The sequence below is a fragment of the Paenibacillus sp. GCM10023250 genome (assembly GCF_042653205.1).
Classification (GTDB): domain Bacteria; phylum Bacillota; class Bacilli; order Paenibacillales; family Paenibacillaceae; genus Paenibacillus_Z.
Genome location: NZ_JBHSHY010000026.1, coordinates 16,785 through 35,429, shown reverse-complemented (window position 1 = coordinate 35,429; position 18,645 = coordinate 16,785). Strand labels below are relative to the sequence as shown.

At 63.3% G+C, this 18,645-nt stretch carries 14 protein-coding genes; 8 read left to right on the top strand and 6 right to left on the bottom strand.

The genetic code is table 11. The features are described from left to right. The first annotated feature begins 56 nt into the window (after positions 1-56). Positions 57-995 carry a hypothetical protein gene (locus tag ACFPB1_RS18885; RefSeq protein WP_379227664.1) on the top strand — a complete coding sequence of 313 codons (939 nt, stop codon included), beginning with the start codon at positions 57-59 and terminating at the stop codon, positions 993-995. A gap of 18 nt (positions 996-1,013) precedes the next feature. Beyond that, the gene (gene uvrA, locus ACFPB1_RS18880) at positions 1,014-3,938 is read left to right on the top strand and encodes an excinuclease ABC subunit UvrA (RefSeq protein ID WP_379227663.1); all 2,925 of its coding nucleotides are present in this window, start codon (positions 1,014-1,016) and stop codon (positions 3,936-3,938) included. Between the two features lie 153 nt (positions 3,939-4,091). Here the strand turns inward: uvrA and ACFPB1_RS18875 are convergent, their stop codons facing one another. After that, positions 4,092-4,247, bottom strand: coding sequence for a hypothetical protein (locus tag ACFPB1_RS18875; protein ID WP_379227662.1), 156 nt, complete (start codon positions 4,245-4,247; stop codon positions 4,092-4,094). Positions 4,248-4,347: 100 nt separating this feature from the next. Here ACFPB1_RS18875 and ACFPB1_RS18870 point away from each other — a divergent pair, with 100 nt between their 5' ends. Then, positions 4,348-5,139, top strand: coding sequence for a phytanoyl-CoA dioxygenase family protein (locus tag ACFPB1_RS18870; RefSeq protein WP_379227661.1), 792 nt, complete (start codon positions 4,348-4,350; stop codon positions 5,137-5,139). Between the two features lie 1,232 nt (positions 5,140-6,371). Here the strand turns inward: ACFPB1_RS18870 and ACFPB1_RS18865 are convergent. Together ACFPB1_RS18865 and ACFPB1_RS18860 are read right to left on the bottom strand one after the other, a co-directional pair. Continuing rightward, on the bottom strand, positions 6,372-6,932 hold the full coding sequence (locus ACFPB1_RS18865) for a GNAT family N-acetyltransferase (protein ID WP_379227660.1): 561 nt from the start codon (positions 6,930-6,932) through the stop codon (positions 6,372-6,374). Positions 6,933-7,975: 1,043 nt separating this feature from the next. Then, the gene (locus tag ACFPB1_RS18860; RefSeq protein ID WP_379227659.1) at positions 7,976-8,890 is read right to left on the bottom strand and encodes an alpha/beta hydrolase; all 915 of its coding nucleotides are present in this window, start codon (positions 8,888-8,890) and stop codon (positions 7,976-7,978) included. Between the two features lie 443 nt (positions 8,891-9,333). Between ACFPB1_RS18860 and ACFPB1_RS18855 the strand changes: the two genes are divergently transcribed. Then, a complete protein-coding gene (locus tag ACFPB1_RS18855; RefSeq protein ID WP_379227658.1) occupies positions 9,334-10,686 on the top strand; it encodes an arsenic transporter in 1,353 nt (450 codons plus the stop codon). Positions 10,687-10,706: 20 nt separating this feature from the next. After that, on the top strand, positions 10,707-11,378 hold the full coding sequence (locus ACFPB1_RS18850; RefSeq protein ID WP_379227657.1) for a hypothetical protein: 672 nt from the start codon (positions 10,707-10,709) through the stop codon (positions 11,376-11,378). Between the two features lie 234 nt (positions 11,379-11,612). Here the strand turns inward: ACFPB1_RS18850 and ACFPB1_RS18845 are convergent, their stop codons facing one another. Further along, a complete protein-coding gene (locus tag ACFPB1_RS18845) occupies positions 11,613-11,846 on the bottom strand; it encodes an H-type small acid-soluble spore protein (protein WP_379227656.1) in 234 nt (77 codons plus the stop codon). Between the two features lie 248 nt (positions 11,847-12,094). Between ACFPB1_RS18845 and ACFPB1_RS18840 the strand changes: the two genes are divergently transcribed. The 3 genes from ACFPB1_RS18840 to ACFPB1_RS18830 all read left to right on the top strand — a co-directional run bounded on the left by ACFPB1_RS18840 (position 12,095) and on the right by ACFPB1_RS18830 (position 16,134). After that, entirely contained in the window at positions 12,095-12,649 is a 555-nt protein-coding gene (locus ACFPB1_RS18840) for a glycerol-3-phosphate responsive antiterminator (protein WP_379227655.1), read from the top strand. A 61-nt stretch (positions 12,650-12,710) separates the two neighbouring features. Then, complete coding sequence (glpK, locus tag ACFPB1_RS18835) at positions 12,711-14,228, top strand: glycerol kinase GlpK (RefSeq protein ID WP_379227654.1); 1,518 nt, start codon at positions 12,711-12,713, stop codon at positions 14,226-14,228. 223 nt (positions 14,229-14,451) lie between these two features. Further along, positions 14,452-16,134, top strand: coding sequence for a glycerol-3-phosphate dehydrogenase/oxidase (locus ACFPB1_RS18830; RefSeq protein WP_379227653.1), 1,683 nt, complete (start codon positions 14,452-14,454; stop codon positions 16,132-16,134). Between the two features lie 141 nt (positions 16,135-16,275). Here the strand turns inward: ACFPB1_RS18830 and ACFPB1_RS18825 are convergent, their stop codons facing one another. Both ACFPB1_RS18825 and ACFPB1_RS18820 read right to left on the bottom strand, forming a co-directional pair. Then, complete coding sequence (locus tag ACFPB1_RS18825; RefSeq protein WP_379227652.1) at positions 16,276-17,196, bottom strand: GH25 family lysozyme; 921 nt, start codon at positions 17,194-17,196, stop codon at positions 16,276-16,278. 264 nt (positions 17,197-17,460) lie between these two features. Continuing rightward, positions 17,461-18,099, bottom strand: coding sequence for a GntR family transcriptional regulator (locus ACFPB1_RS18820; protein ID WP_379227686.1), 639 nt, complete (start codon positions 18,097-18,099; stop codon positions 17,461-17,463). Positions 18,100-18,645 lie beyond the last annotated feature (546 nt).

Genomic DNA, 18,645 nt, shown 5'->3' with positions numbered 1-18,645 from the left:
AATCGCGCCGCCCTGCGCCGAAGACGGCGCAAGACGGCGAGAGGAGGAGCATGCGCGTGAACCGATCGGGAATCGAGGCTCGGTACGCGGAGGCGCTGGACGCGTTCGTACGGAAGGTCCGTCAGGACGATCAGGTCATCGCGGCGATTCTGCTCGGAAGCCTCTCCTACGACCAAGTGTGGGAGAAGTCCGACATCGACATGAAGCTGATCGTGCACGAGCAGAAGCTGAACCGGTCCTTCATGTGCTTCACCGAGAACGGCATTGCTATTAACACGAGTATCCAGACGCGCGACGAATTCAAGCGTTGGGTGGAGAAATCGGTATCCGCCTCATTCGAGCATTCCTATCTGCTCCGGGGGAAGCTCCTGTTCGCGAAGGATCGGTCGCTCGAGGCCGTCTTCGCGAATATCCGCCACGTCGGCGAGCGGGACCGGCAGCATCGGCTGCTGCAGCTGGGCTGCTTCGCGCTCGGCGGGCTCGCGAAAGCGGAGAAGTGGCTGTACGTCAAGGAGGACGAGCTCTACAGCGCCTTCTGGATGATCAAGATGATCGACACGCTCGCGCAAATCGAAGTCGTCCGGCACGGCGAGGTGCCGATGCGCGAGGCCGTGCAGCAGGCGTCCGCGCTCAATCCGGCCTTCTTCCGGGAGATCTACGCCGGGCTTGTCGGCGGATCCGTGGACAAGGCGAAAGCGCGGGCGGCGCTCGATCGGATCGCGGCGTTCGTGGAGGAGCGGGAAGGCGAGCTGTTCCGCCCGGTTCTCGATTATTTGAAGCAGGAGCGGGATGTCCGGACGCTCTCCGAGATGGCGGATAAGCTGGGGACGGTCGTCCGGCTGGATGCGGGAACGCTGGAGCTGGCCTGCGGCTGGCTCGCCGGCCGCGGTTATCTGGCGCCGTTCCCCGCCGAAGCGAAGGCGACGCCGAAGAGCAGGGTGCGTTTGGAGGAACCGGCTTACATGCTCGAGGATGCGGACGATATCGCCCAGTAAAGGAGCGGATGCCAGCCCATGAAAACGAAGATCGAAGTGAGAGGCGCCCGGCAAAACAATTTGAAGAACATTGACGTCGACATTCCCCGCGATCAATTGACGGTGATTACAGGCGTAAGCGGCTCCGGCAAATCGTCGCTCGCGTTCGAGGTGATTTACGGCGAAGGGCAGCGCCGCTTCCTCGAATCGCTGTCCACGTTCGCCAAAAGCCGGATGAGCCAGCTGAAGAAGCCGGACGTCGACTTCGTGTTCGGCTTGTCGCCGGTCATCGCGATCGAGCAGAAGAAGGGCAGCGCGAATCCGCGCTCCACGGTCGGGACGATGACGGACGTGTACGATTTTCTCCGTCTGGTGTTCGCGTCGTCGGGCGAAGCGCACTGCCCCTTCTGTGGGCATCCGATCGCGGCGAAGACGGTGCAGCAAATGATCGACCACGTGCTGACCTTGCCCGCGGGGACGGAGCTCGAGGTGCTCGCGCCCGTCTTCAAGCTGTACGACGAAGATTACGCGACGCTGTTCGACGAGATCCGGGAGAAGGGCTTCCGCTACGTGCGTATCGACGGCGCGAACCGCAACCTGAGCGATCCGATCGAGCTGGACGAGGAGACGGAGTACCGGATGGAGGTCGTCGTCGATCGGGTCGTCGTCGCGCCGTCGCTCTACAAGACGCTGGCCAAAACGATCGAGAACAGCCTGGAGCTGGTCGGCGAAGGCTTTATCCGGTTCGAAATCGCGAATCCGGGCGACGGCAAGCCGATCGACACGGATGCGTTTTACCGGGACTTCGGCTGCCCGGCCCATCATCTCGCGATCGGCGAGCTGCACCCGTCGTACTTCTCCTTCAACGACCCGGGCAGCGCGTGCCGGACCTGCGGCGGGATCGGAACGTACATGCGGACCGAGAAGCGGTTCCTGGTCAAGAGCCCGGAGAAAGGCGTCGCCAAAGGCGCGCTCGATCACAACATCTACGGTCCGAGCACGAAGAAATCGTACCGCGGCATGCTGTTCCACAGCTTGTTCCTGCACTACGGGCAAAGCTTGGACACGCCGTTTCGCGAGCTGCCGGAGGACTTCGTCGACCGGCTGTTCCACGGAACCCGGGGCGAATCGTTTCCGATCGTCGTGACGGATGACCATCCCCGCCATGCCCATAGCCAAGCCGGCAAGCTTCGCAAATACGGCGGGCTCGTGCACGAGGTGAACCGGTGGTACAAGCAGCACGTGACGCGGCGAGGCGGAAGCGGACTCGGCGACAACGACTTCTTCAAGCGGGTGATGGCGGAGCACACTTGCCCGGACTGCGACGGGAAGAAGCTGAAGCCCCAGCGGTTCTGCATCCGCATCGGCGGAAGTGATATTGACGAGCTGTGCAGCTTGCCGCTGAGACAGCTGCAGGCATTTCTGGCCAGCGCGGCATTTCCGGAAGCGAAGCGGCAGGCGGCCGGGCAGATCGTCGCCGAGATTCGCTCAAGGCTGGACCTGCTCATCGACATCGGACTCGACTATTTGAACTTGGGCCGCCGCTCCGACACGATCTCGGGCGGCGAGGCGCAGCGCATCCGCCTGTCGACGCAGATCAGCTCCGGCCTCATGGGGATGCTGTACGTACTGGACGAGCCGAGCATTGGGCTGCACGCCCGGGACAGCCGCCGGATCGTGCAGACGCTTCAGAAGCTGCGCGATATCGGCAATACGATCATTGTCGTGGAGCACGATATCGAGACCATTCTCAGCGCGGATCATATCATCGAGATCGGGCCGGGGCCAGGCGAGCGAGGCGGATGCGTCGTCGCGCAGGGCACGGCGGCGCAGCTGCGGCAGGCGGACGATTCGCTGACCGGCGCTTTCCTGTCCGGCGCCAGGCGAATCGACGTGCCCGCGGGACGACGCGCGCTCTCGGGCTTGTCCCTCCGCATTCTGGGGGCGCGCGCGAACAACCTGCGCCATGTGAACGTGGACATCCCGCTCGGCGTCATGACCTGCGTCACCGGCGTATCCGGCTCCGGCAAGAGCACGCTCATTAACGAAGTGCTGTTCAAGCAGCTGTCCGCCCGGTTTTACGACCACCGCATCGTGCCGGGCGAGCACGACGCGATCGAAGGCACTGAGCTCTTGACCGGCGTCATCAACATCGACCAATCGCCGATCGGCCGGAGCGCGCGCTCCAACCCGGCGACGTACGTCGGCTTCTTCGACCGCATTCGCGAGCTGTTCGCGGAGACGGGGGAGGCCGCCGCGCGCGGCATCGGCAAGTCCGAATTCAGCTTTAACCAGAAGAGCGGCCGGTGCGAGCACTGCCAAGGCGAAGGCGTCGTCACGACGTCGCTGCAATTCATGCCGGACGTCGAGACGGTATGCCCATCCTGCAAGGGCGCGCGCTTCAACGGCGAGGTGCTGGAAGTCGCGCTGCGCGGGAAGAACATCGCGCAGGTGCTCGACATGAGCATCGAGGAGGCGGTATCCTTCTTCGCTGACCAGCCGCTCATCGTGCACAAGTTGAACGTGCTGCTCCAGCTGGGGTTGGGGTACCTGAAGCTCGGCCAATCGTCCGCGACGCTCTCGGGCGGCGAGGCGCAGCGGATCAAGCTGGCGACCGAGATCGGCAAGCTGAAGCGCGGCTCGCACAACCTGTATATCCTCGACGAACCGACGACGGGTCTGCATCTGCACGATATCCAGAAGCTGATCGACTGCCTGAACCAGCTGGTGGACCACGGACATTCGGTGCTGGTCATCGAGCATCATCTAGACGTCGTCAAAGTCGCCGATTACGTCATCGATATGGGACCGGACGGGGGCAAGGACGGCGGGACGGTGGTCGCGCAGGGAACGCCGGAGCAGGTGGCCGCGTCGGACGCGTCGCATACGGGGAGGTTTCTGAGAACCGTGCTGGCCGCGGACAACCGGTATTGGACGGAGCCGCTCGCGCGGACGAACGCCTGAATGCCGGATGGGATACCGAATGGAAGGCAAGCGCGAGCTTAAAGCTAGTAACGGGATGCTGGAAACGCATGCTGGAAACAAAAGAAGCTTGAACGGAAGCTTGGAATAGAAGATAGAAAGATAAGCTAGAAAGATAAGCTAGAAAGATAGGCATCAGCCCGCTTGCCCCGGCGGACGATCCGCCGGGAGCGAGACGTCGATGGCGCCGGCGTCCGGCTCCGCGTGCTGCATAGCGTTGTGGATCAGGTTGAGCAGCAGTTTATCGGGGACGAGCCGTTCGCGGTGCTGCCCGGCGGATAACGTTTTCAACTTTGGCAGATCGTCTGTGTTTTTCCGCGTATCGTCCAAGAACGCCCCCGCGCTTCGGGTTACAGTAAAGGTATCCGACACGCAAAGGGGATTGAGGGACATGTTGAGAGCGAATCGGCGACTGACCGCCGAGCAGGTGGCGTTTTACCGGGAAAACGGCTTCGTGCAGATCGACGGCGTGCTGTCGCCGGAGGAGCTGGCGGAGCTGCGGGCATACATGGACGAGACGATGTACGGCGAAGGCGGGCGCGGGGTGCAGACCGACAAGGCCGGCGGCGCGTATTACAAGGTGCTGAACCAGCGCGTCAACACGTGGCGCGATCACGGCGGCATGGCGCGGTTCGTGCTCGGCGAGCGGTTCGCCGATCTCGGCAAGCAGTTGACGGGCTTCGCGGGCGTACGGCTCTTTCACGACCACGCGCTGCTCAAGATGCCGGGCGACTCCAAGCCGACGCCGTGGCATCAAGACCGGCCGTACTGGCCCATGAACGAAATGAAGCCGCAAAACGCGTTCTCGATCTGGGTCGCGCTCGATGACGTCGACGAGCATAACGGCTGCATGATGTTCGTGCCGAAATCGCAGCGCATCCGCAACCTGAAGGGCGTCAGCCTGGTGACGCCGGAGGATATTTTCGAGCAGGAGGGCGCGAAGGACGTCGACCGCAATACCGCGGTCATCTGCCGGATGAAGGCGGGCAGCTGCACGTTCCACGACGGCATGACGTTCCACTACGCGCATGCCAACACGACGGATCGTCCCCGCCGGGCGCTTGCGATCGTCTTCATGGAAGACGGCACGACCTACAGCGGCGCGGGCCACGTCATCACGGACGGCCTCGGGCTCGAGGCCGGCGCGAAGCTGCAGGGCGGCCTGATGCCGAAGCTGGCGTAGCCGGCGGCGCAGGGGCGGAGGCGGAGCGGGGGCGAGGGTGAGACGCCTCCACGGGGGTGAGAACGGACCGGTCTTCTGGGTCCGTTCTTTTGCGTTGGCGGAGGCGTCGGCGAGGCGTCGCGAGGCGCGGGCAAAAACGGGCCATACCGCGCCCCCGCGTCCCGAGTGGGCCTGGGGAGTTTGCTTCGCGGCTCCTCGCGTCCCGTGCGCCTCACCGCCACCCCGTGGCTCGGCCATGCATCTCGCTCCGCGGCTCCCTCCGTACGCCTCACCGCCACCCCGCGTCCCGGTCCTGTATCGCTCCGCATGTCGCCATCGCTTCGTGTCCAAAGTTGGCTTAAGCGGCCAATAGATCCGTTATTGCGCCCATTTGGCGCGATAAACGAATCGTGCAGCCACAGGAGCGCTTATTGGAGCAAAATGCACCCGAAATCGAGGCGTTCGAGGCCAATAGCGGCACCTGTGTCCTCCAAAGTCGCTAAAACGGCAAATTGGGGCAAATAGCGGATCTCCTGTCCGCCAAACCCCAGGTAAGAGTCGGCTAGTCGGGAGCGAAGCGCTTGCGGACGAGATGTCCCGTGCTCGCTTCGTGCCCAAAGTTGGCTTAAGCGGCCAATAGATCCGCTATTGCGCCCGTTTGGCGCGATAAACGAATCGTGCGGCCACAGGAGCGCTTATTGGAGCAGAACGGAGCCCAAATCGAGGCGTTTGAGGCAAATAGCGGCACCTGTGTCCTCCAAAGGCGCCAAAACGGCAAATTGGGGCGAATAGCGTATCTCCTGTCCGCCAAACCCCAGGTAAGAGTCGGCTAGTCGGGAGCGAAGCGCTTGCGGACGAGATGTCCCATGCTCGCTTCGTGCCCAAAGTTGGCTTAAGCGGCCAATAGATCCGCTATTGCGCCCGTTTGGCGCGATAAACGAATCGTGCGGCCACAGGAGCGCTTATTGGAGCAAAATGCTGCCAAAATCGAGGCGTTCGAGGCAAATAGTGGCACGTGTGTCCTCCAAAGGCGCCAAAACGGCAAATTGGGGCAAATAGCGGATCTCCTGTCCGCCAAACCCCAGGCAAGAGTCGACTGGTCGGGAGCGAAGCGCTTGCGGAGGAGGTGTCACATGCTCGATTAGGCTGATGCGGCCGATAGATGGCCAACCGAGGCAGACGGTGCGGCCCGCTTGTCCCTCTGTGCGGACTAGAATGGCGAGCCTGGGGGCGTGCCCGAGATCGAGAACCGATTACAGCTGCTTCACCATCCGCCGGTAGTCGCTTTCGCCGATGCGCAGCATGCCGTCGTCGACGTAGCCGCCGCGCGCATAGAGGCCGTACGCCCGCTCGTTGTCCGCCTCCACGATAAGCGCCGTACGGCCGAAGCCGAGCTCCGTCGCCCGCTGTTCGGCGGCCGCCATTAGCGTTTTCGCGACGCCTTGGCCGCGGAAGGCCTCCGCCACCGCCAGCGCGTCCAAATAATAGTCGCCGTCCCGCGCTTCCCGGACGATGACGCGCTCGGCGTCCCCGAAGTCACGCCGCATCCGCGCCAGGTACGGCTCGTCCAGCCGTCCGGCGTCATCGCCGGGATACGCGGCGAGCATGCCGGCCACCTGCCCGTCCCGCTCCGCCACGAGCACATGCCCGAAGCTGATCCGGTTGCCCGGCTGCTTGAAGAAGTCGACCAGCCGTTCCGCCGCGTCCGCTTCATCCGAAGCGCCCGTCAGCTGATAAGCAATCGTCCCGATCGCCTCCAGCAGCAGCGGGATGACCTGAGGCGCATCGTCGGCCGTCGCGATTCGCGTGTTCATCTCATGTCCTCCATTTCCATAATTTACTGCTATTATGGCTGATCAGAGACGGTTCCATCCGGCGCACCCATCCACCCAATCCGGAACGTCGATTAAGACGAAAACCCGCTGAATGGCGGGAGCAAATCGTAGGCGAAAGGATGCGGTCACGAGCGGCAAGACGACAAAAGAGGGCGGAGCAGCCATGACGGCGGCTCCGCCTATTTCGTGCGCCGCGTGTTTTGGCGCTAACTTTCCGTGTTCGCTTCGTGCCCAAAGCTGGCTTAAGCGGCCAATAGATCCGCTATTGCGTCCGTTTGGCGCGATAATCGATTCGTACGGCCACAGGAGCGCTTATTGGAGCAAAACGGAGCCAAAATCGAGGCGTTCGAGGCAAATAGAGGCACGTGTGTCCTCCAAAGTCGCCAATACGGCAAATTGGGGCAAATAGCGGATCTCCTGTCCGCCTAACCCCAGGCAAGAGTCGGCTAGTCGGGAGCGAAGCACAGGTGGACAAAGTGTCCCGTGTTCGCTTCGTGCCCAAAGTTGGCTTACGCGGCCAATAGATCCGCTATTGCGCCTGTTTGGCGCGATAATCGAATCGTACGGCCACAGGAGCGCTTATTGGAGCAAAACGGAGCCAAAATCGAGGCGTTCGAGGCAAATAGAGGCACGTGTGTCCTCCAAAGTCGCCAAAACGACAGATTGGGGCAAATAGCGGATCTCCTGTCCGCCTAACCCCAGGCAAGAGTCGGCTAGTCGGGAGCGAAGCACAGGCGGACAAGGTGTCCCGTGTTCGCTTCGTGCCCAAAGTTGGCTTAAGCGGCCAATAGATCCGCTATTGCGCCTGTTTGGCGCGATAAACGAATTGTGCGGCCAGAGGAGCGCTTATTAGAGCGAAACGGAGCCCCAATCGAGGCGTTCGAGGCCAATAGCGGCATCTGTGTCCTCCAAAGTCGCCAAAACGGCAAATTGGGGCAAATAGCGGATCTCCTGTCCGCCAAACCCCAAGCAAATCGAGGCGTTCGAGGCCAATAGCGGCACCTTTGTCCTCCAAAGTCGCGTCAATCGCGTCCCGCCATGTACAGCAGTCCGGCGATCTTCTTCGGCTCCGTCTTGAAATGTGTCATATGGTCGGAGTCGCCGACGATGAGCCGGAAGGGGGCGATCCGGCTCGACATGTGCGGATGCCAGCCGTAGCCTTCGCCTTGGGGCAGCACGTTGTCTTGGAACAAGTAGACGTAGCTCTTCGGCGTCCGGAGCGCGTAGAACTTCTTCAGGTCCAGCTTCTCGAACAGCGGGCCGGCCGGCTCCGGCTTGATGCCGGCATAGAGCTTCTGCGCGACGTCGAGCGGCGCCAGGTTGACGAAGCCGTCGCGGAACGTGGCGAAGGGCAGCATGATCGTATTATTGCCCGACTGCTCCGCAAGCCCGCTGAAGAACGCTTTGCTTTGCGGCGGGAGTTCGTCCGCGAGGCTGCCGCCGTCCTTCACGACGAAGCCGTCGATGAACACGATCCGCTTCAGCCGGTCCGGCACGAGCTCCGCCGCCTTCTGCACGATGGAGCCGCCGAAGCTGTGGCCGGCGAGCACGACGTCGCGCAGGTCATGGGTGTGCATATAATCCGCGACGGCCTTCGACATCATGGCGTGGGTCGCGGTCGTGTTTTGGTAATCGGCCCCGTGGCCGGGGTATTCGGGGGCGTAGACGGTGTGGCCTTCCTTGCGCAGCTCGGCGGCGACGCCGTCCCAGAAGCCGGCATCCGCCCAGGAGCCGTGAACGAGCACGAAGGTGAGCGGCTGTTCTTTTTTGCGCATCCCGGGATCGTTATGGGCCCCCCACTGCGTGGCGGGCGTGACATAGTAGAACGTCGCCGGCGGCTGGACGTTGCCGTAGGAGCCGTACGAGCCGTTTCTCCCGTAAGGGCCGTAGCTGGCGTAGTGGACCGGACCGTTCGGGCTGGACAAATAAAACGTCATGGCATTCGATGTTCCTTTCCGTCGTGTGGATGGTTTACTATACGCCCGGCACGGCGGGCGCGTGCCCCCGCCCGGCGCAATTTCCGGGCGAATCCTAGGCCGCCGGTCCAGCTTCTCGCCCAAGCCCCGGCTCGCCCAAGGCTGCCGGATGCGCGGCCGGCGCGCCGCCCGCGGAGCGGGCGTCCGTCCATGGCCAGCAGACGTCACCCGCGGGCAAACATCACCAATTGATAGACGATGGTTTTCATAGATTCGGGTGTATCAACCAGTACGAGCTATCTGTCTCGCACGTATAAATACAGTACATCCTTGCTGTAGATCGCCTTCCGGCGGCACGAATCTATGAAAACCGCATCGTCTCCCGCGGCTCCCGATTTCCGGCAGGAGCGGCAAACGCGCAGCACAGGATCCTTACATTCCCCCATGGAAAGAGAGGTGGAGACATGCATGATTTAATGGTCCTCACGACGGTATGCGCCTTCTTGCTGACCATCGGGTTCATCTTCTGGCGGCCCAGCGTGAACGAAGCGATTCCGGCCTCGATCGGGGCGGCGTTCGTGCTGCTGAGCGGCAGCGTCTCGCTGGCCGACCTCGGAAGCATTCTCGAAACGATCAGCGGCGCGGCGATCACGATCATCGCGACCATCGTCATGGCGATCGTGCTTGAGAGCTTTGGGTTCTTTTATTGGGCGGCGGACCTGCTGGCGAAGAAGGCGAACGGCTCCGGCGTCCGGCTGTTCTGGCTGACGAACCTCTTCTGCTTCCTGATGACGCTGTTCGTCAACAACGACGGAAGCATTCTGATCACGACGCCGATTTTGCTGATGCTGCTGAAGAACATGGGGCTGAAGCCGCATCAAAAAATACCGTACCTCATCTCCGGCGCCATCATCGCCACGGCGTCCAGCGCGCCGATCGGCGTGAGCAACATCGTCAACCTGATCGCGCTCAAAATCGTCCATATGAGCCTTTATATGCATACCGCGATGATGTTCGTGCCGGCCTCGCTCGGGTTATGCGTGCTCGCGGGCATGCTGTACGCGATCTTCTACAAGTCGCTGCCGAAGCAGATTCCGAAGCACGGCTTCATGCCGGGCAGCCATCCGCTCAAGGAGGCGGACGGCGACAACGGCAACAACGGCAATAGCGGCAACAACCGCAACCGGACCAGATTCATGCGCAACGTGCTGATCTTCGTCTTATGCGTGCGGGTCAGCCTGTTCGCCGCGTCCTACGCCGGCATTCCCGTATCGCTCATGGCGGTCATCGGATCGGCCGCGCTGCTGGTCTGGCGCTGGCTGTACCTCAAGGTCACCCCGATGGACATGGTCAAAAAAACGCCGTGGAACATCCTCGTCTTCGCGTTCGGCATGTACGTCATCATCTACGGCCTGAACAACATCGGGCTGACTGACTACCTGATCCGTCTGCTGCAGCCGATCGTCACGAGCAGCCTGCTGAACGCCAGCGTCCTGATGGGCGCGCTGCTCAGCGTGCTGTCCAACCTGTTCAACAACCATCCGGCGCTCATGGTCGGCACGCTGACCTTGACTCATATGGACCTGGATCCGCTGACGCTCAAGATTTCGTACCTCGCCAGCGTCATCGGCAGCGACATCGGTTCGCTAATGCTGCCGATCGGCACGCTGGCCACGCTCATGTGGATGCACATTGTCAATAAGGGCGGGGTGAAGATCAGCTGGATGCAGTACTTGCGGGTCACGATCGTCGCGATCCCGGTGACAGCCGTGTTTACCCTGGTCGTACTCGCGTATTGGGTGAAGTGGCTATTCTAAAACGAAAGGAGAGGATAAGCATGGAGACACCATGGAAAAAGTGGATCGGAATGCGAGTGTCGGCGGACATGACGGGCAAGCGCAGCGTCGAGGGAATCGTCATCGAGGCGGGCGCCGACCTGCTCGTCATGCATGACGGGGAGCGCTTCGTCTATATGCCGCTCGCGCACGTGCAGCGGGTGCGGGAGGCTCCCGTCGGCGAAGAAGCGGAAGCGCAGGCGCCGGCGCCGGCGTACCGGGGCGAGGTTGCGAGCATGGAACGGATGTTGAAGGCGGCGGAAGGACGTTATGTCGAATTGCAGGTCGGCGGCTCCGTGCTCGAAGGATTCGTGACGGCCGTCAGGCCGGACTACCTGCAGATCTATACGCCGCTCTATCCCGGGCTCAGCATCGCGCTGAAGCATGTGAAGTGGCTCGTCCCGCACCCGGCGGCGTACGACCCGTATCCCGGCGCTGCGATCGGCGCGTCCGCGAAGGCCGTCGCCGGACGGCAGCAGCCGGCGGAATCGTTCCGGGAGCAGGTCAAGCTGGCGGAGGGGCGTCTCGCGCTCATCAACGTCGGCGGGCCGGCCGAGATCGCCGGCATGGTCCGGCAGGCCGGCCGGGGCATGGTCGAGATCGGGGACGCGGGCGGAGAGTCCGCGTACTACATGCTCGATCATTTGAAATCGCTTTACGTACCGGTCATGTAACGGGGACGCGCCGCCCGGCGCGGACAACAAAACGGCGTTGAAGCTCCGGCGTACGGCAGCGCGTCCCGCCGATGGCCGATGGCTCGCCGGAGGGACGCGCATTTGTAACGGAACTGCAACGCCATTTTCATCTTCCTTTAATCTTCGGTCCCTATAATAAGAGTCAACCCCCTATTATATAGCAAGTCTTCAGACCCGCTGCCCGTTGCCGCGGGTCTCTTTTTTGCCTTGGGATCAGGTCAGCCCCGAAGGCGGGCACATCATGTGGATGCCGTCCGATTGGAACGGCGACGGTTCGGCCAGGCTGCTCAGCGGTACGGTGCGCTCCTCCTCGGGCTTGCCCAGCGGGTAGACGCGGGCCGTATCGTTCTCTTCGTCGACGTGCTGGATGTAGACGGCAACCCCGTCGCAGACGACGTCGGCCATGACCGGCGATTCGACGATTTCTTGCGCGCGCTGCTTGTTCATGCGGCGGCCTCCTTGTTCGCGTGATGGACTTCCTTCCTCAATATGCCGCTTTCGCGGCCGTGTTTATGCATGGGACCGGGAAAAAGACGCGCACCGCCCGCAAGCGCCGTCCGGCATCGATTGTCAACGCGCGGGAAATCTGGCATATTGAAATCGGGCATCGAACATCATGACGAACGACGCCGCCGCGGCAGGCTGCGCTTTAAAGCTTGGCCGGGCGGCGGAGAAGAGAAGGAGGCGTTGGCGACATGAAGCTGTTCGGGCCGGGCGTGCGCGTCCTGCCGGCCGTGCGCAAGCTGAAGGAAGTGGAAGCGCTTCTATCCGCGCCGTACCCGGGCTTCGTGCTGCTCGGCGGCCACGTTGGCCAAATGAAGCCGATCGCGGATCTGGCTCGGGCACACGGGAAGGGCGTGCTGCTCCACGCCGATCTGATCGACGGCCTGCGGAACGACGAATACGCGGCGGAGTTTCTCTGCCAGAACGTGCGGCCGGCGGGACTGATCTCGACGCGCGCGGGCGTCATCCAGCGGACGAAGCAAAACGGGCTGATCGCCATCCAGCGGCTGTTCCTGCTGGATTCCGACGCGCTGGAGCGCAGCTACGCGCTCGTGGAGAAGACGCGGCCGGATTACGTGGAAGTGCTGCCGGGCATCATGCCGGAGATCATCGCGGAGGTGAAGGCGCGCACCGGCGTGCCCGTCATCGCGGGCGGACTGATCCGCACGGAGGCGCATGTCCGGCAGGCGCTGGAGGCCGGCGCCGCCGCGGTGACGACGTCGCGCCGCGAGCTGTGGGAAGCGTAACGGGCCGGCGGGGCATGGGGCCGCGGCGGCCAAGGACGGATTGAAGGGAGAGGAGTAACGAATGGCCGACATCAACGGCGCAACGAAATTCGAGGACGCTTACATGCTGGCGCTCGACCAGGGCACGACGAGCACGCGCGCGCTGCTCGTGGACCGGTCTGGCGCGATCGCAGGCATGGCGAGGGAGGAGCTGCCGCTTCGCTATCCGCACCCGGGCTGGGTCGAGGCGGACGCCGGATTCATCTGGGCTTCCGCGCACCGCGTCATGCGGCGAGTGCTCGCGGAGAGCGGCGTGCCGGCGGAGCGGATCGCCGGACTCGGCATCACGAACCAGCGGGAAACGACGATCGTCTGGGACCGCGCGACGGGAGAGCCGGTCTATCCGGCGATCGTCTGGCAGTCCCGCCAGTCCGCGGAGCTATGCGCGCGGCTCGCGGCGGACGGCCATGGGGACGCGGTCAGGGAGCGGACGGGACTGCTGATCGACCCGTATTTCTCCGGCACGAAGGTCGCGTGGATCCTGGCGCACGTCGACGGCGCGCGCGAGCGGGCGGAGGCGGGCGAGCTGCTGTTCGGCACCGTCGACGCCTGGCTCATCTGGAAGCTGACCGGCGGGGCGGCGCACGTGACGGACGCGACGAACGCCTCGCGGACGCTGATGTACAACATCTATGAGCTCGCTTGGGATGGCGAGCTGCTGGCGCTGCTGGGGGTGCCGAAGGCGATGCTGCCGGAGGTGCGTTCCTCGTCGGAGGTGTACGGCCATACGGAGCCGTCGCTGTTCGGCGGGCATGCGATTCCGATCGCAGGCGCGGCCGGCGACCAGCAGGCGGCTTTGTTCGGGCAGGCCTGCTACGATACGGGCAGCGTGAAGAACACGTACGGCACCGGCTGCTTCATGCTGATGAACACCGGCGAGCGGCCGGTCAAGAGCGGCAGCGGGCTGCTGACGACGATCGCCTGGCAGGCGGACGGGCGCGTCGAATACGCGCTCGAAGGCAGCGTCTTTGTCGCCGGCGCCGCGGTGCAATGGCTGCGCGACGGGCTCGGCCTCATCGCCTCGGCCGCGGAGACCGCCGAGGTTGCCGCGCTGTCGGCGGAAGGCGTCTACGTGGTGCCCGCGTTCGTCGGGCTGGGCACGCCGTATTGGAACAGCGACGTGCGCGGGGCGATGTTCGGCCTGACGCGCGGCACGACCAAGGCGCATCTCGTCCGGGCGGTGCTGGAATCGCTCGCCTACCAGACGAAGGACGTGCTGCGGGTCATGGAGGCGGAGTCGGGCATCGCCCTCCGCGCGCTCGCCGTCGACGGCGGCGCGGTCGCGAACGATCCGCTCATGCAGTTCCAGAGCGATCTGCTCGGCGTGCCGATCGAACGGCCGGCGGCGAATGAATCGACGGCGCTCGGCGCGGCGTTCCTGGCCGGCCTGGCCGTCGGCTATTGGAGCGGCCGCGGCGAGATTCGCGCCCTGCGGCGGATCGAGCGGACGTTCGTGCCGTCCATGGGCGAGGAGCAGCGGGCGGCATTGTACGCCGGCTGGCTGCGCGCGGTGAAAGCGGCCATGGCATTTTGCGAGTAGGCATGGTATAGTAGCGGTAAGTTAATCACGGTTGGAGACACGGAGAAACCACGAAGATTGCGGCCGGCGCTTTTTGCAGCGCGCGGGCGGCGATTTTTCGTGGTTTTTTGCATGCGGCCGGCGGCTTTTGGGGGAATCCTGCCATAGGGCGGGTTCGACCGGCTGCGCGCGGGCAGCGGGTTTTCGGCGTACACTGAACAGGGGAAAGGCAGGCGTACTCATCATGACTAGGACTACGAAGACCGGCCGGTTCGCGGCGGAGGACCGCGCGGCCGTATTGCGCGAGCTGCAGGAGAAGCCGCCGGAGCTGCTCGTCATCGGCGGCGGCATCACGGGAGCGGGGATCGCCCTGGACGCGGCGTCGCGTGGGCTGCGGACGGCGGTCGTGGAGATGCAGGATTTTGCGGCGGGCACGTCGAGCCGCTCGACCAAGCTCGTCCACGGCGGCCTGCGGTATTTGAAGCAGCTGGAGATCGGCGTCGTGGCCGAGGTCGGCAAGGAGCGGGCCGTCGTCTACGAGAACGGGCCGCATGTGACGACGCCGGAATGGATGCTGCTGCCGCTGTATGCCGGCGGCACGTTCGGGAAGCTCTCGACGAGCATCGGCCTGCGCGTCTACGATTTCCTGGCCGGCGTCAAGCGGGGCGAGCGGCGCGTCATGCTGAGCGCGCGGCAGACGCTGGCCAAGGAGCCGCTGCTGAAGCGCGACGGGCTGAAGGGCGGCGGCTACTATGTCGAATACCGGACCGACGACGCGCGCCTCACGATCGAAGTGATGAAGAAGGCGGTCGAGCGCGGCGCCCGGGCCGTCAATTACGCCAAGGTCGAGGAGCTGACGTACGACGCCGGCGGCAAGCTGACCGGCGCGGTCGTCCGCGACGGGATCGGCGGCGGGACGTATACGGTCGCGGCCGGGCGCATCGTGAACGCGGCCGGTCCGTGGGTCGACCGGGTGCGCGAGCTGGACGGCTCGAAGCAGGGCAAGACGCTGCGGCTGACGAAGGGCGTGCATCTCGTGTTCGACGGCGTCCGCTTCCCGCTGCGGCAGGCCGTGTACTTCGATACGCCGGACGGGCGGATGGTGTTCGCGATTCCGCGCGAGGGCAAGACGTATTTCGGCACGACGGACACGAACTACGCCGGCGATGCCGCGCATCCTGCGATGACGGAAGCGGACCGGACGTATTTGCTCGAAGCGGCGAATTTCATGTTCCCGGAGCTCGCGCTGACGGCGGCCGACGTGGAGTCGAGCTGGGCGGGCCTGCGTCCGCTCATCCAGCAGGAGGGCAAGTCGCCGTCGGAGATCTCGCGCCGGGACGAAATCTTCGTCTCGCCGTCCGGGCTCGTCTCCATCGCCGGCGGCAAGCTGACGGGCTACCGCAAGATGGCGGAGACGGTCGTCGATAAGGTCGCGGAGCTGATGCTGGCGGAAGGCGGGCGGAAGCTGCCGGCGAGCGGCACCAAGACGATTCCGATCTCGGGCGGCGATCTCGGCGGCTCCGCGAACTTCGAGGCGTACGTCCGCACGAAGACGGGCGAGGGGATGCGCCGCGGCTTCTCCGCGGACGAAGCCGCGTTCCTCGCCCGGCGCTACGGCGCCAACGCGCCGCGGCTGTTCGAGCTCGCGGAGGCGGCGAAGCCGTGGGCGGCGAAGCACGGCCTGCCGCTCGTCCTGGCCGTGCAGCTCCGCTACGCGATGGACGACGAGATGGCGGCGACGCCCGCGGACTTCCTCGTCCGCCGGAGCGGCAGCCTGTTCTTCCGCATCGCGGAGGTGCGGGCGCGGAAGGCGGCCGTCGTCGCCGCGATGGCGGACCGGCTCGGCTGGACCGCCGGGCAGCGGGAGGCGTACGCCGCAGACATGGACCGGCTGCTGGCCGAGGCCGTTGAGCCGCAGCCGGAGTGACGCTTTCGGCGACAGGCGCGCCGAAGATACACGCCAAACAAAGCCTCCGCACCGGCACCCCGAAGGGTGCGGTACGGAGGCTTTGCTCATGCGGCGCGGGCGCGCGGCCGGGCCGCGGACGTGGACCGGCCGCCGCCGCCGTCAATAATAGATATAGACCTTCTGGTTCTTGCCGTCCCACGACACCGTGCCGCCGAGGAAGCTGCCCACGGCGCGGACGCTGACGTAGGCCGAACCGTCGATCAGCGTGAACTGGGCGATCGGCACGCCGTTGATGTACGGCATCCGGGTCGCCGCGTTCCATGTGACGACGGCGCCGAGCGACTCCCCGATCTGCCGCAGCGGCGCGTACACCGTGCCGTTCCGGTTGCGGCCGTAGGCGGCCAGCTTGTCGTTCACGACCACCTTGATCGTATCTTCGCCGCTGTACGGCTTTACCGTGACCGCGCCGGAATACTTCAGGTAGAACGCTTCTTCCATGACGTCCAGGTCGACGTTGCCGGAGATGCCGTTGACGGAGCCCTTCGACGTGTACTGGAAGACCGCCCATTCGTCCCACGTCGCGTTATCCATCGGCTTGTTCACGCCGTAATGGGCGATCCAGAGCGGCCAGGCACCGAGCTTTTTGCCCAGGTACGACTTGGCGAAGTTCGCGCCGGTGTAGATCATCGCATCGTGCCCCGTCAGCCGCTGGACTTCCAGCAGCCATGCGGCGCACCAGTCCGTCAGCTGGGCGGACGGCACCTTGGACGCTTCGCCCTCGACGTCGAGGACGTGCGGGAAGTCGGCCTTGAAGCCGGAGATCCGCGAGACGAAAAACTGCGCTTCCGCCTCGGCGTCGTTCTTCTCCGGATGGGCGTAATGATAGAATCCGATCTTCAGCCCCGCCGCGGCCGCGTTCGCCGCGTTGGTCGCCATCGCCGAATCTTTGAAGCTCGTGCCTTCCGTTGCTTTTATGAATGCGCCGGCCACGCCGGCAGCTCGTACCTTGTCCCAGTCCACGATGCCTTGATGATGCGAGACATCGATGACGTTCACGTTGCTTGCGCTTCTTGCTTGCATGCCTTCACGGCTCCTTCGCCTCGTATTCTCTCTCTTAATAGATTATGAGGCTGCGAGGAAGGCCGTTCTGGTACAAGCGCCCGAAATCGGGATCATCGGGGCGTTCATCCCCGGTTCGCCGTCGCTCCGTCCGGGGGACGGCTGTTCGCGCGTGCCCGGAAAATAAAAAACCCCCTGAGGGGTGAAAGTGATGTGCACTTCAGGGGCCTTCGCTACGAGTCCGGGGCGGCCAAGCCCTCCGTTCAGGGCGGGGCGCCGTACCGGTCACAGCATCTCGGTATCGATGATGCGCCAGTGATGCCTCAAGGCGCATTCAAGCTTCGGCTTGTCTTTCAGCCGCAGCAGCTCCACGATGTTGCGGTGCTCGGCGTTGACCTCGCGAAGAACCGCCGTCAGCTTTTGTTTGTCCTCGCTGGAATACGATTGGCGGACGAAGCTGTTTTTGAGCGAGGCGATCATGTCGATCAGGACCGGATTGTCCGACTTGCGGATATACAGGGCGTGGAATTCGTATTGATTGGCATGATAGCCTTTGAAATTCATCGTGTCGATGTCGCGGTCCATGCGATCGACGAGCGCGTCTAGCGCCGCGAGATCGTGCGCGTCGAGGTAGTCGACCGCCAATACGGCAGCGAGCGCGTCCAGCGTGCCGATAATGCGGGAGTAGTCGTTCTTCTCCTTGGCGTCGAAGACCTTGACGGTGAAGCCCCTCCGCGGCAAATAGTCCAGCAGGTTGTCCGACGTGAGCTGAAACAGCGCTTCCCGCGTGGGCGTCCGGCTGATCTCCAATTGCTTGCAAATTTCCGCTTCGTTGATTTTATCGTTCGGAAGCAGCGTGCCGTCTTGAATCTTCTGCGCGATGTAGTCATAGACATGGTCCTTCAGAGACCGATATTTGGGCATTTGCAAGAATCGTTCTCCTTTCGGCCGAGGATGGAAGACTTCCGTTATCGCGAGTGCTGCGGCGCTAGGTATAATAGTTAATTTTAACATTGAGCAAGTAAAAGAGACAAGCTGTCATATGCGAGAAAGGGCAGGAATCCGACATATTATTTACATTGAAAGTTACATATTTCGCTAAAAAATGATATTTTCGACGGTTGGCACTGATATTTTTAAAGTTTTGTATTGAAGGAAGAATATCCCGATGTTATAATCCATCACATCGGAGACGTATATTGTATTTTGTATACAAATCAACAAATGGTCATTACTAGGAGACTTGTTGACCATGCTAGCGCATCTTATAGGCGGGGGTGCGTTAGCGTCCGAGCAGCAAGCCGCCGCCGAAACTTCAAACGGTATCGCATCTTGCGTCCCGCGCCCACCGGCGCGCGGCCGCAATTACGAACCGGCGCGAATGTCCGGCCAAGCCGGATTTCCTGCCGGTCGATAGCGAAGAGCAAGACAGCACGGAACGGAGTGATGCTTAGCGGATTGAGGAAGGAA

Excerpts from the sequence above, each read along its gene's own strand:
- uvrA (WP_379227663.1), top strand. The coding sequence starts at position 1,014 with ATGAAAACGAAGATCGAAGTGAGAGGCGCCCGGCAAAACAATTTGAAG.
- ACFPB1_RS18870 (WP_379227661.1), top strand. The coding sequence starts at position 4,348 with ATGTTGAGAGCGAATCGGCGACTGACCGCCGAGCAGGTGGCGTTTTAC.
- ACFPB1_RS18865 (WP_379227660.1), bottom strand. The coding sequence starts at position 6,932 with ATGAACACGCGAATCGCGACGGCCGACGATGCGCCTCAGGTCATCCCG.
- ACFPB1_RS18860 (WP_379227659.1), bottom strand. The coding sequence starts at position 8,890 with ATGACGTTTTATTTGTCCAGCCCGAACGGTCCGGTCCACTACGCCAGC.
- ACFPB1_RS18855 (WP_379227658.1), top strand. The coding sequence starts at position 9,334 with ATGCATGATTTAATGGTCCTCACGACGGTATGCGCCTTCTTGCTGACC.
- ACFPB1_RS18850 (WP_379227657.1), top strand. The coding sequence starts at position 10,707 with ATGGAGACACCATGGAAAAAGTGGATCGGAATGCGAGTGTCGGCGGAC.
- ACFPB1_RS18845 (WP_379227656.1), bottom strand. The coding sequence starts at position 11,846 with ATGAACAAGCAGCGCGCGCAAGAAATCGTCGAATCGCCGGTCATGGCC.
- ACFPB1_RS18840 (WP_379227655.1), top strand. The coding sequence starts at position 12,095 with ATGAAGCTGTTCGGGCCGGGCGTGCGCGTCCTGCCGGCCGTGCGCAAG.
- glpK (WP_379227654.1), top strand. The coding sequence starts at position 12,711 with ATGGCCGACATCAACGGCGCAACGAAATTCGAGGACGCTTACATGCTG.
- ACFPB1_RS18830 (WP_379227653.1), top strand. The coding sequence starts at position 14,452 with ATGACTAGGACTACGAAGACCGGCCGGTTCGCGGCGGAGGACCGCGCG.
- ACFPB1_RS18825 (WP_379227652.1), bottom strand. The coding sequence starts at position 17,196 with ATGCAAGCAAGAAGCGCAAGCAACGTGAACGTCATCGATGTCTCGCAT.
- ACFPB1_RS18820 (WP_379227686.1), bottom strand. The coding sequence starts at position 18,099 with ATGCCCAAATATCGGTCTCTGAAGGACCATGTCTATGACTACATCGCG.